Annotated in this window: 11 protein-coding genes; 3 read left to right on the top strand and 8 right to left on the bottom strand. The window is 63.9% G+C overall.

Translation table 11 applies throughout. The features are described 5' to 3' along the window. The first annotated feature begins 18 nt into the window (after positions 1–18). Together RBB18_RS03185 and RBB18_RS03180 are read left to right on the top strand one after the other, a co-directional pair. Positions 19–1,341, top strand: a complete 1,323-nt coding sequence (locus RBB18_RS03185) for a M23 family metallopeptidase (RefSeq protein WP_274592007.1) — start codon at positions 19–21, stop codon at positions 1,339–1,341. Next, complete coding sequence (locus RBB18_RS03180) at positions 1,331–1,873, top strand: polymer-forming cytoskeletal protein (RefSeq protein WP_103761463.1); 543 nt, start codon at positions 1,331–1,333, stop codon at positions 1,871–1,873. The genes RBB18_RS03185 and RBB18_RS03180 overlap by 11 nt, the downstream gene beginning before the upstream one ends. A 139-nt stretch (positions 1,874–2,012) precedes the next feature. Here RBB18_RS03180 and RBB18_RS03175 read toward each other — a convergent pair whose 3' ends face one another. Then, a complete protein-coding gene (locus RBB18_RS03175) occupies positions 2,013–2,501 on the bottom strand; it encodes a hypothetical protein (RefSeq protein WP_306110569.1) in 489 nt (162 codons plus the stop codon). Between the two features lie 455 nt (positions 2,502–2,956). Here RBB18_RS03175 and RBB18_RS03170 point away from each other — a divergent pair, with 455 nt between their 5' ends. Next, positions 2,957–4,234: a DEAD/DEAH box helicase gene (locus RBB18_RS03170; RefSeq protein WP_274592009.1), complete on the top strand. Its 1,278-nt coding sequence runs from the start codon at positions 2,957–2,959 to the stop codon at positions 4,232–4,234. Positions 4,235–4,266: 32 nt separating this feature from the next. Here the strand turns inward: RBB18_RS03170 and RBB18_RS03165 are convergent, their stop codons facing one another. From RBB18_RS03165 to RBB18_RS03135, 7 genes are all read right to left on the bottom strand, one after another. Beyond that, positions 4,267–5,418 (bottom strand): Xaa-Pro peptidase family protein, encoded by a 1,152-nt coding sequence (locus tag RBB18_RS03165; RefSeq protein WP_306110570.1) that lies wholly within the window; start codon positions 5,416–5,418, stop codon positions 4,267–4,269. A gap of 9 nt (positions 5,419–5,427) precedes the next feature. Further along, positions 5,428–6,186, bottom strand: coding sequence for a nitrilase-related carbon-nitrogen hydrolase (locus RBB18_RS03160; RefSeq protein WP_306110571.1), 759 nt, complete (start codon positions 6,184–6,186; stop codon positions 5,428–5,430). Between the two features lie 73 nt (positions 6,187–6,259). After that, positions 6,260–6,844 (bottom strand): HNH endonuclease, encoded by a 585-nt coding sequence (locus RBB18_RS03155; RefSeq protein ID WP_103761466.1) that lies wholly within the window; start codon positions 6,842–6,844, stop codon positions 6,260–6,262. A 306-nt stretch (positions 6,845–7,150) separates the two neighbouring features. Beyond that, positions 7,151–8,785 (bottom strand): hypothetical protein, encoded by a 1,635-nt coding sequence (locus RBB18_RS03150; RefSeq protein ID WP_306110572.1) that lies wholly within the window; start codon positions 8,783–8,785, stop codon positions 7,151–7,153. A 206-nt stretch (positions 8,786–8,991) separates the two neighbouring features. Continuing rightward, positions 8,992–9,780, bottom strand: a complete 789-nt coding sequence (locus RBB18_RS03145; RefSeq protein ID WP_306110573.1) for a xanthine dehydrogenase family protein subunit M — start codon at positions 9,778–9,780, stop codon at positions 8,992–8,994. An 11-nt stretch (positions 9,781–9,791) separates the two neighbouring features. Continuing rightward, a complete protein-coding gene (locus RBB18_RS03140) occupies positions 9,792–12,155 on the bottom strand; it encodes a xanthine dehydrogenase family protein molybdopterin-binding subunit (protein WP_306110574.1) in 2,364 nt (787 codons plus the stop codon). A 48-nt stretch (positions 12,156–12,203) separates the two neighbouring features. Then, a complete protein-coding gene (locus RBB18_RS03135) occupies positions 12,204–12,689 on the bottom strand; it encodes a (2Fe-2S)-binding protein (RefSeq protein ID WP_306110575.1) in 486 nt (161 codons plus the stop codon). Positions 12,690–12,786 lie beyond the last annotated feature (97 nt).

Raw genomic sequence — 12,786 nt, 5'->3', positions numbered from 1 at the left:
AAAGGGACGGACTCAATCTTGCGCAGACGATTTTTGATCAAGCTGAACCACATCCTGGAAAAACACTTTCCGGAACGCCGCGTTTTCCTGCGGTCCGACACAGACACCCGCTTCATCCGGCTGCGGCCCGCGACACAGCTTATCGCCTTCACCGGCGCTTCGGCCATCGTGGCCTGGGCGATCATCGCCACCGCCGTTTTGGTGATGGACTCGATCGGATCGGGCAATTTCCGCGAGCAGGCCAAGCGCGACCAGCGCACCTACGAGGCCCGGCTGAACGCGCTGGAAGACGAACGCGACAAGCGCGCCGACGAGGCGCTGGCGGCCCAGAACCGCTTCAACTCGGCGCTGGAACAGATTTCGGTGATGCAGACCGAACTCCTGACCTCCGAAACCCGCCGGCGCGAGCTTGAGACCGGGATCGAGGTGATCCAGTCGACCCTGCGCCGCACCATGAAAGACCGTGACAGCGCCCGCAACGAGGCCGCACAGCTTGCCGAAGCAATCGACAATTCCGGCGACACGCCCCTGCCCGGCCAATCGGGCAGCGCGGGCGAGGACCCGATGGTAGAGTTCCTGTCGTCCCAGCTTGCCGCCACCGCGCAAGAGCGCGACCAGGTCACCGCCGACGCGCAGGATGCGCTGTTGCGGGCCGACGAGATGGCCACCCAGATCCAGCTGATGCAGGACCAGAACGACCAGATTTTCCGCCAACTGGAAGAGGCTATGACGATTTCGGTCGAGCCGCTGGACAAGATGTTCACCGCCGCCGGCATGAACCCCGATCGGCTCCTGGACACCGTGCGCTCGGGATATTCCGGCCAGGGCGGCCCCCTGATGCCGCTCAACTTCTCGACCCGGGGCGAAGACCCTTCGGCTGATACCCGCCGCGCGAACGGCATCCTTCAGGGCATGGACAAGCTGAACCTGTATCGCATCGCCGCCCAGAAGGCGCCCTTCGCGATGCCGGTCAGGTCGTCCTTCCGCTTCACGTCTGGCTTCGGCATGCGCTGGGGCCGGATGCATTCCGGCACTGATTTCGCCGCGCCGCATGGTACTCCGATCTTTTCCACCGCCGATGGCGTGGTCGTTCACGCCGGCTGGCAGTCGGGATATGGCCGCCTTGTGAAGATCCAGCACGAGTTCGGAATCGAGACGCGCTACGCCCACATGTCCAAGCTGCACGTGCGGAAGGGCCAAAGGGTCTCGCGCGGGGATCGAATTGGTGATATGGGGAGCACTGGACGTTCCACCGGCACCCATCTACACTACGAGGTCCGTGTCGGCGGCAAGGCCGTCAACCCCATGATCTACATCAAGGCTGCAAGAGATGTTTTCTAAGAGCAAAATCAACGACCCCGCGCCAAAGCCGGATTCTGCGGCCAAACCCGCCGCGCCGGCCGAGCCGCGCAAGGACACCACCGAGAAACCCAGCAGTGGCGAGTTCAAGGCCGCGGCCCCCAAGGCCAAGCCCCCCGCCTCGGTCCTGTCGCCCGATCTTCACGTCACCGGCAACCTCAAGACCACCGGCGACGTTCAAGTCGAAGGCACTGTCGAGGGCGACATTCGCGCTCACCTGCTGACCATCGGCGAAAGCGCCACGATCAAGGGCGAAATCATCGCCGATGACGTCGTGATCAATGGCCGCATCGTCGGCCGTGTGCGTGGCCTGAAAGTGCGCCTGACCTCGACCGCCCGCGTCGAAGGCGACATCATCCACAAAACCATCGCCATCGAATCCGGCGCCCATTTCGAGGGTTCGGTGCAACGCCAGGACGACCCGCTCAACGCCGGCGGAAAGAAACAAGCCGCCCCGGCCCAGCAAGCGGCCTCGCCGGCGCCTGCCCCCGCGAACGAACCGGCCAAGAGCTGATCGCGATGCGCACCCAATAGAAAGGCGCCCGGGGGCATCCCGCGGCGCCTTTTTCATTGGCCACTCAATGTCTGCTACGCGGGACGAAGCGGATATCTGATTGATCCTTGCCTCTAATGAAATGAAAGTTCTTCCGCCCTTAGAACCGTTTCATTACAAAGTGGCATGGTACCCCTGATCTTGAGTTGATATAGGTGCCTGACAGTTTCGCGCCGTCTTCCCCGACCATACCATTGTAAACCGCAATGAAGGTCGCATCCGCACGCTCCATGAACTCAAACTTTCCATCCAATGCTTTCCCTGCGATTATCTCGCTCGAGCGTCCCTTCGCCCCAAAGCTTATCCCAACCGAAAACCCCTGAAGTGCCCCGCCAGGGTATTGGCGTATGTGGTAGATGTAGCGACCGGACCAAGCAGGGCAACTTATCGCATGGTACCACTTCCCTGAAATCCGATTATTCGATGCGATGCTTTGGCCCGTCGGAGTTTTGAATGTGGCGTACATTGCGCCGTCTTGAGAGACGTGCTGTTCTCTTGCCTGATCTCGTTCTGATCGCTTTCCAAAACTATCAGCTTGCTGCGCAAGCATGGCCACGAAGAAAGCAAGAACGAATTTTGTTTTCCGCATTCATACCATCCTTGGACCAGTTCATATCACAAACGAAGACTGTAGACGACGAAACTGGCCGTGTAGGGGGTGGAAACGGGCTCGCACCCGACTTCGCCGCGCCCGCCACGCATCACCCACTGCTGCAATTCCGAAAATTCTAAAGCGTTTCGCCTTTCGCTGATGGATCAGGGTAAAGGCGAAACGCTTTAGGTATTGCTTGACACTTAGCCCCCGATCCCCCATCTGTCGCTCATCGCTGCGATTGCGCGTGAGCCGGGTGAACCGCCCGAACCAGCAACCAGCCTGATTTTCCAGTTCCCCCATCACGCAGGGTTTCTGATGCGGCGCCAGATGGCGCGGGATCCGCCCGCTCCTTCTTAAAGTGTCCGCGCAACCCTTGCGCCCGCGCATCCCGTGCGGGCCATGTCTCTTGGTCACCGGCACGACGCCGCGTGGCCCGCAAAGGATACGACTTGTACGATTTCGACATGCTGGGCCTCGCGCCCGAACTCAACACCGCCCTGAAGACCGCCGGCCTGACAGAGCCGACGCCCATCCAGAACAAGGCCATTCCCCTGGCCCTCGAAGGCCACGACGTCATGGGCCTCGCCCAGACCGGCACCGGCAAGACGCTGGCGTTCGGCCTGCCGCTCATCCAGCACCTGCTCGATGCGCCCGGCAAACCGGCCGAGAAGACCGTCAAGGCCCTCATCCTCGCCCCGACGCGCGAGCTGGTGAACCAGATCGCCGAGTCGCTGCGCGGTCTCACGAAAGGCACCAAGCTGCGCGTCGTCACCGTCGTCGGCGGTCAGTCCATCGGCAAGCAGATCAGCCTTCTGTCGCGCGGCACCGACATCCTCGTCGCCACGCCGGGCCGCCTTATCGACCTGATGGAGCGCCGCGCGCTCGACCTGTCCACCGCGCGTCACCTCGTGCTGGACGAGGCCGACCAGATGCTCGACATGGGCTTCATCCACGCCCTGCGCAAGATCGCGCCGCATCTCGGCAGCCCGCGCCAGACCATGCTGTTCTCGGCCACCATGCCCAAGCAGATGGAGGAGATCTCCGCCGCCTACCTGACCAACCCCCGCCGGGTGCAGGTCTCGCCCCCGGGCAAGGCCGCCGACAAGATCACCCAGTCGGTGCACCACGTGGCCAAGAACGACAAGTCCGCCAAGCTGCGTGAACTCCTGGCCGACGACCCGCACGCCCTGACCCTCGTCTTCTCGCGTACCAAGCACGGCGCGGAACGGCTGATGAAGGGGCTGGTGTCCGACGGCTTCAACGCCGCCTCGATCCACGGCAACAAGAGCCAGGGCCAGCGCGACCGCGCGCTCAAGGCGTTCCGCGACGGCACCACCAACATCCTCGTGGCGACCGACGTGGCCGCACGCGGCATCGACATTCCGGGCGTCGCCTACGTGGTCAACTACGACCTGCCCGAAGTGGCCGACAATTACGTCCACCGCATCGGCCGCACAGCGCGGGCGGGCCGCGAAGGCGAGGCCATTTCGCTCTGCGCGCCCGAAGAAGCGGACCTGTTGCGCGACATCGAGAAGGTGATGAAGATCACCGTTCCCGTCGCCAGCGGCACAGCGCCTGCTTTCGAGCCGGGCCGCGGCCCAAAGAAACGCGGCAACGGGTCCAACCGTCGTCGTGGCGGCAAGCCCGCCCAGGGTGGCGGCCAAGGTCAGGCCCCCTCTTCGGCGCAAAAACCCCGCCGCCAGCGCCGCCGCAACCGCGCGGCCTGAGGCGCATAGCATGGGCCGGGGGCAACCCCGGCCTAGCCCCTCACGATCAACGTCTCCGGCGTCTGGTCGGTCAGAACCTCGGCGCCCGCCTCTGTCAGCATCACCGTGTTGGATATGAAGTAGTCCACGACGTCCGTATTGGTGAACCAGGAGTGGGCATGAAAGACCATGCCCGCCTCCAGCCTGCGCTCGGAGCCGGGAAAGAGGCTGGTCACCATCGACCCGCCGGTCCAGCTTGGCGGAAAGCCGATCCCAACCAGATAGCCGCAATGGTGTCGGTTATAGTCGGCCAGCCCCGCGACCGCCGCCACCTCGCGCCACGCGGCATAGGCGTCGCCCGCCACGCCGCCCGGCTTCAGCGCGGCACAGATCGCCTTCATGCCATCAATGGCCAACTCGACGGACCGCTCCACGCCTTCCGGCGCCGCGCCGACATAGACCAACCGTCCCATCGGCGCCTGGTACTTGCGATAGGCTCCGCAGGTCTCCATGAAAACCGCGTCGCCCGTGCGAAAAACATCGCCGCGCCACGTCGTGTGCTCTTCGCCCAGCCGAGACGTGGGCCGAAAGAACGGCCCGAAACCGGGATACTCGCTTTCGGCCAGGATCGCCGCGCGGTGGTATTCCGCCGCCACCTCGTAATCGCTTGCGCCATCCGTGACCGCCTCGATCGCGGCCAGCGTGCCAAGGTCCGCCGCCCGCGCCGCCTTGCGGGTATAGGCCATCTCGACGGGCGATTTCACCAGCCGCAGGTCGTCAATCAGGCCCGAGCCGTCGCTCCAGTCCGCATCGCCCTGCATAATCCGTCCCGCGTGGCGCGGCGTCAGGAACAGGCTGCGTTTCTCGATCCCGACGCGCCCGCCCTTGAGACCCAGATCGCCCATCGCCCGCAGCACGTGGTCCGACAATTCCTCGTTGTCCGCATGGCCATAGAACCGCGCGTTCCGCACCTGGTTGGCGACCGTGATCCCCTCCATGGCGCGGCAGACGAGCGCCATTTCGCCATCCGCGTTCAGTACCAGGACATGTGCCGCAAAGAACCCCCAATGATCGAGGCCGGTCAGCCAGTAGATGCTCTCGGGCACCGAGATCAGCAGCCCGTCCAGCCCCTGCGCTTTCAGAACCGCACAGGACCGTGCCACGCGACCCGCCAACTCGCCGTCGTCGAATGCAGGCCCTGTCACGTCAGCGCTTCACAATTTGACTGCATCGCGCAGATAAGGCAGCCGGTTGCGCGCCGTCATCACACGCTCCGGGTCGACATTGGCGGCAATCACGGTCTCCTCGGCCCCGGCCACGGCTTCCTCCACGCCGTCCGGCGCAACGATCCGGCTGCCGCCGAGGTAGCGCGCGCCGCCCTCCTCGCCCGCGTGGTTGGCATAGGCCAGCCACAGCCCGTTCTCGAAGGCCCGCGTCGGCACCAGTTTCTCGGCCACCACGCCCCATTGATCGACCAGCGCCGTCGGCACCAGCGCCAGTTCGGCGCCGTGCTGCGCCGCCTTGCGCAGGCTTTCGGGCAGTTCGACCTCGTAGCAGATGATGATCGCGATCCGCATTCCGCCGTGATCGACCAGCGTGAGGCTGTCCCCGTTGGCAAATGTCTCTTCCTCGAAACTGCCCGGCGACGGCAACCGCTTGCGGTGGTTGGCCAGCGCCGCGCCATCGGCACCGACCAGCCGCGCGGCGTTGTAGATGACACCATCCGCCACTTCCGGATAGCCATAACACACGGCCGTCTCGTGCCGCTTCGCCATCTCTGCCACATCCTGAAAGAACGGACCCGTCGCAGGTTCGGCCAGCGCGGCGTGATCGGCCCCCATGTAGCCCGACAGGAACAGCTCCGGACAGACCATCAGGTCGACCTCGCGCTCCGCCAGCCGCAACTCCAGCGCGCGCAGCCGCGCACTTGTCGACAGACCGCCCGCATCGCATTGATAAATCCCAAGACGCATGTGCCCCTCCCCGGTATCGTCCGGCAAAGCCAACACGCAGATCGGTTTCAGGTCAATCTTTTAGAAGAGCGCCCTAGGCTTCCAGCTCGGCATCCCAGTAAAGGAAGTCGATCCAGCTTTCATGCAGGTGGTTGGGCGGGAACTTGCGACCGAGGTTGCGCAGCTGTTCCGCCGCCGGTGCGCGCGGCGGCTTGCGCAGGTTCAGCCCCGAGCGCCGCAGGCTTCTGGAGCCCTTGCGCAGGTTGCAGGGCGAACACGCCGCCACGACGTTTTCCCAGGACGTGATCCCGCCCTTGGCGCGCGGCACCACGTGGTCGAATGTCAGATCCCCCTTCGCTCCGCAGTACTGACACTGGAATTCGTCCCGCAGAAACAAATTAAAGCGCGTGAAGGCCACGCGCTTTTGAGGTTTGACATAATCTTTGAGAACGATGACCGAGGGTATCCTGATCTCGGTCGAGGGACTTCGCACCGTGTCTTCGTACTCGGCCACGATGTCGACCCGGTCAAGGAACACGGCCTTCACGGCGTCCTGCCAGGGCCAGAGCGACAAGGGGTAATAGGACAGCGGGCGATAGTCGGCGTTCAGAACCAGTGCCGGATGATGTTTCAGCGCCGAGGGCGCCCTTACGAATTCCGTCCTGAAGTCTGCGTCCATGGCCTAACTTACCCCCGCTCGTATCGCCTCATGCTGTGGTACGGGGCGTGACAGCCACCCCTTGATTGAGTTCACTATATATCGTGTTACGCCTCTGGCAAGTGCTGGATTTGGCGGTACATCTTGCGATTTGGGTAGCGCGATTCCGTGACGGGGATGTGACACTTATCCACAAGGGTACGATAAGCCAAGGAACTGTGTAGGCCCTGCCAACAGCCCGAACGCATTCAGCCGGGTTGGCAGGGCATCAACACAGCCCCCGCGCGGCGCGTAGGGTATGTGCCGAGGATGTTTCGCCCCTGCCTGTTAGGCCGCGGCCTTGCGGCACAGACAACTTGCGCGAATTGGAATATCCGCTCGTGCGACCGCTTGGTCCAGCAGCAGCTTCACATGCGACACTTCCACCATCTCACCTCGGCGGTGCAGGCATTCGTGAAGCCCGTGCAACGCCCAGACATTGCGCGGGTGCTGGCTCGGACGCGGCAATTGTCCATCAAGCCCCAGATCGGCCCGATAAATCGCCTCGGCCTCCTCGAGTTTGCCCGCTTCCATCAGAAGCGCGCCCAGCGCGTGCCGCGTCGGCTGTGGCCACGACCACGGCTCTTCATATTCCAGTCCATCATCCAGCGCGACCGCACGGCGCAGGTGCTCCAGCCCCTCTTCCCGCCGGCCGGATTTGAATGCAACCTCGCCCTGCATCATCGCCTCGCCCACGGCCAGCACATCGCGCGCGGTGTTGTTGAAAAGCATCCGCGTGTCGGGCACCAGCGCATAGGCCGCCGTGAAGTCCGCCATCGTTTGCTCGGCCTCCGCATGTCGACCCAGATTGGCCAGGGCCACTGCCTTGGCGTAGTAAATCAGCGCGTTCGTGGTCACGTATAGCTCTGTATCCTCGGGCTGTTCCAGCTCCAGGATCTCTTCCCACATTCCGAAACGGATATAGACATGCGGGGCGGCGGCCACGAAGGTCTCGAAAATATCAGGGTATGACCTGACCACCTCGTCCGGCACCTCGCCACGCAGGCGCGCCGCCGCAATCACCGCTGCCGCCTTCTGGCCCAGGAACATCGCGCCGTAGGCGGCAAAATGCAGGTTGTGGATGCGGTACAGCGCGTAGAAATTCGCCGCCCCCGCATAGTCCTTGAACCGCTCGTCCACCTCTGCCGCGGCAAGGTTGCGCGTCAGCACGTTCTGGTAGTCGCCGCATAGCACGTCGATATGGGTGCCCATATGCACGAGGTGCCCCGCATCGGGCACGAGATCGGTCAGCCGGTCCCCATGGCGCAGCGCCTTTTCGGGATGCGGCGACATCTCCATCAGGTGAATGTACATGTGCAATAGGCCCGGATGGTCCCACGCGCCGGGCGTCTCGGCAAAGGCGCGCTCCAGCACCGCCATCGCCTCGACGGTCGAGCCCTCGGGGTTGGGCACGCCGCTCTGGAAATCCCAAAGCTGCCAGGGCGTGCGGTTCATCAGCGCTTCCGCGAAGAAGCACGCCACATCGAGGTCGTCTTTGTGCGCATCGTAGACCGGGCGCATCGCCTCGGCGAACCCGTCGTTGAACGGCTGGTAATCCTCAATCTCAGGGTCGGTCGGATAGCGCGACGCCAGCGCCTCTAGCAGCGCACGTTCCAGCGGCCTTGCATCCCTTAGCGCCAACCCCGCCTTCAGCGCGGCGTGGGCGCGCTCCAGCGCGGGCGCCTTTTCCTCGGGCGTGAAGACCTCCCAAGCCTTATTGTAGTTGGGCCCGATGCAATAGGCGATGCCCCAATGCGCCAGCGCGCACTCCGGGTCCGCCTCGATCGCCTTCTCAAAGCAGACAATGGCTTCCTCGTGGTTATAGGCAAACAACCAGACAAGGCCACGATCAAACCAGGTCTGGGCAACGGGAACCGATGTCACGGGGCGCGAATAGGCGCCTAAATCAAAATAATCCGACATGATGAGTCTCCCAATTGAAGACCCGAGATTATCACAACTTCGGAACATCTCCGTGTCGCACATCTCTTGCGTGAGCAGTTGCGGTCGAACGCACGAAACGCCTGTTCTCGAACGGCGGCGTCTTACCAACATGGCACGCCGAAAAAAGCCCGACCAGCCAAGGGCAGGTCGGGCTGCTATAGCATTGCGCCAGATCTAAAAGGCGCTCAGGCCGCCTCGACCGCCCGGCGGGTCATCACCGCGACCAGATGCGCGCGATAGGCACCCGAGCCGTGCAGGTCCGAAATCATCCCGTCCGCCGACACCGACAGCCCGTCCAGCGCGGAGGCCGAGAAGTTGCCGTTCAGCGCCTCCTCTGCCTCTGTCCAGCGGAACACGCCTTCTTCCGACGCGCCGGTGACGGCCACGCGCACGCCATCGGCGAACTTCGCCACGAAGACACCCACCAGCGCAAAGCGCGACGCGGGTTGTTCGAACTTCTGATAGTTGGCTTTCTCCGGCACCGGGAACTTGACCTCGGTGATGATCTCGCCCTCGTTCAGCGCGGTCGCGAACATGCCGTCGAAGAAATCATCGGCCGCGATCTCGCGCTCGTTGGTCACCACCGTCGCGCCCGAGGCCAGCACCGCCGCCGGATAGCACGCCGACGGGTCGTTGTTGGCGAGGCTCCCGCCGATCGTGCCGCGATTGCGCACCGCCGGGTCGCCGATATTCTCGGCCATCCAGACCAACGCCGGATACGCGCCCGATCCCGCCGCAACCTCGCCGTGGGTCGTGCCCCCGCCGATGCAGATGCGGCCGTCATCATCGGTGCAGACACCCTTGATCTCGTCGATCCCGCTCAGGCAGACCAGCACCTCGGGCGCGGCCAGCCGTTGCTTCAGCGTGGGGATCAGGGTCTGCCCGCCCCCCAGCGCCTGGTTCTCGTCGCTCTGCTTCAGCAGGGCGACCGCATCTGCCACGGTGCTCGGGCGTTCGATTTCGAATGCGTACATTGTCTCTCTCCTTACCCTTGCATCGCCTGCCAGACGCGCGAGGGCGTCAGCGGCATGTCGATATGCGTCACGTCATGACCCGCGCGTTGCAGCGCATCCACCACGGCATTGACCACCGAAGGCGGGCTGCCGATCGCCCCGGCCTCGCCACAGCCCTTCACACCCAGCGGGTTGTGCGTGCAGGGCGTCTGGCAGGAATGGTCGACATCGTAGAACGGCACGTCATCGGCGCGCGGCATTGCGTAATCCATGTAGGACGCGCTCAGCAGCTGGCCGTCGGCATCGTAGGAGGTCTGCTCCAGCAGCGCCTGCCCGATCCCTTGCGCCAGCCCGCCATGCACTTGCCCCGAAACGATCATCGGGTTGATGACATTGCCGAAATCGTCGGCAGCGGCAAAGCTCTCGATGGTGACCTTGCCGGTCTCGGGGTCGACCTCCACCTCGCAGGCATAGGCGCCCGACGGGTAGGTGAAGTTCGCCGGGTCGTAGAACGCGGTCTCCTCCAGTCCGGGCTCGATCTCTTCCAGCGGGTAATTGTGCGGCACGTAGGCCGCCAGCGTCACGTCGCCCCAGGCCACGGATTTGTCCGTGCCCGCGACGCTGAATTGGCCGTCCTTCAGCTCGATATCGGCCTCAGAGGCCTCCATCAGGTGCGCCGCGATCTTGCGGGCCTTGGCGATGATCTTTTCCGTCGCCTTGACCATGGCACTGCCGCCCACGGCGATGGACCGCGAGCCGTAGGTGCCCATGCCCATCGGCGTATTCGCGGTGTCGCCATGTTCGATCTCGATCATCGACTCGTCGATCCCGATCATGTCCGCGACAACTTGGGCGAACGAGGTTTCATGCCCCTGCCCATGGCTGTGGCTGCCGGTCATGACGGTGATCCCGCCGGTGGCGTTCACCCGCACGGTGGCCGATTCATAGAGACCCGCACGCGCGCCCAACTGCCCCACCAGGTTCGACGGCGCGATGCCGCAGGCCTCGATATAGCAGTTCACGCCAAGCCCGCGCAGCTTGCCCTTGGCCTTGCTGTCCGCCAGCCGCTTGTCAAAGCCGGACATGTCGATCATTTCCAGCAGCTTGTCCATGCAGGCGTTGTAATCGCCAGTGTCATATTCCACGGCCACAGGCGTCGCATAGGGGAACTCGGTGACAAAGTTCTGCCGCCGCAACTCGATCGGGTCCACGCCCAGCTCCCGCGCCGCCTTGTCGATGACACGCTCCAGCTGATACGTCGCCTCGGGCCGACCTGCGCCGCGATAGGCATCGACAGGCACGGTGTTGGTAAAGACCGCCTTCACGTTCACATAGATATTGGGCGTCTTGTAGTTGCCCGCCATCAGCGTGCCGTGCAGCCAAGTCGGGATCGACGGCGCGAAGGTCGACAAATACGCCCCCATGTTGGCATAGGTTTCCGTGCGCACGGCTGTAAAGTTGTTGTCGGCGTCCAGTGCCAGTTCGATCTTGGTCACGTGGTCCCGGCCATGGGCGTCACTGATGAACGCCTCGGATCGCGAGCAGGTCCACTTCACCGGCCGGTTCAGCTTCTTCGCGGCGAAGGTGCAGAAGGCTTCCTCGGCGTAGTGATAGATCTTCGAGCCGAACCCGCCGCCCACATCCGGCGCCACGACCCGCAGCTTGTGCTCGGGAATACCCAGCACGAACGCGCCCATCAGCAGGCGGATCACGTGCGGGTTCTGCGACGTGGTGTAAAGCGTGCTGTCATCGGTGCCACGGCTGTAATCGCCCACCGCCACGCGCGGCTCCATCGCGTTCGGGACCAGCCGGTTGTTCACCAGCTCCAGCGTCGTGACATGCGCGGCGTTCTTGATCGCCTCGTCCACCGCGCCCTTGTTCTCCTCGACGAAGCCCCAGTCGTAGCACAGGTTGCTCGTCAGATCGTCATGTACCTTGGTGGCGCCATCCTTCAGCGCCTCCTTCATGTCCATGACGGCCGGCAGATCACTGATGTCCACCTCGATCGCCTCGGCCGCGTCCCGCGCCTGTTCGCGCGTCTCGGCCACCACGGCGGCAATGGGGTCGCCCACATGGCGCACCTTGCATTGTGCCAGCACCGGATGCGGCGGCTCCTGCATGGGCTCACCATGCCGGTCCGTCACCTGCCAGCCGCAGGGAATGCCTCCCACCTCGGCGAAATCCGCGCCGGTGAAAACCTTGAGCACCCCGGGCATGCCCTCGGCGGCGCTGGTGTCCACGTTGTCCAGCGTGCCATGCGCCACGTCCGAGCGCAGGAAATGCACATAGGCCTGTCCACGCAGGTTGATGTCGTCGGTATAATTGCCGGCCCCCGTCAGGAACCGTACGTCCTCGCGCCGCTTGGAACTGGCGCCGATGCCACCATCTTTGGGCATGTGTTAGTCCTCCCTGAAAACGGTGCGTGCACGCACGCACCCTACGCCTTACTCGGCCGCGATATTGCTGACGTCTTGTCCCGACGCCGCCAGGATCGCCTTGACGATGTTGTGATACCCGGTGCAGCGGCAGATATTGCCCTTGAGGTACTCGCGCACCTCCGCCTCGGTCGGGCTCGGGTTGTCCTTCAGCATCGCCTCCGCCGACATCACCATGCCCGGCGTGCAGAACCCGCATTGCAGCCCGTGGAATTCCTGGAACGCCTGCTGAACCGGGGTCATGGTGCCGTCCTCCGCGGCCATCCCCTCGATCGTGGTCACTTCCGTCCCCTCGGCCTCGGCCGCGAACATCGAGCAGGCCTTCACGGCCTTGCCGTCCACATGCACCACGCAGGCGCCGCACTGGCTTGTGTCACAGCCCACATGCGTGCCGGTCAGGCCCAGCGTATCACGGATAAAATCGACAAGTAGCGTGCGTCCTTCCACCTCGCCGGACGCAGGCTTGCCGTTCACGGTCATCTTGACCTGTGCCATCGGCTCCTCCCATTGGCTTTTCTAATTGGCTGGGTCCGAGTTAAACACGCCGCCCCAGACTTGAGAAGGCACTTTCTGTCGCGCCACCCCCCTGCCT

Source organism: Roseovarius sp. MMSF_3298 (genome assembly GCF_030733705.1).
In the GTDB taxonomy this organism is placed as follows: domain Bacteria; phylum Pseudomonadota; class Alphaproteobacteria; order Rhodobacterales; family Rhodobacteraceae; genus Roseovarius; species Roseovarius confluentis.
Note: the sequence above shows the minus strand (reverse complement) of the source record. Positions and strands in the feature narration are given on the sequence as shown.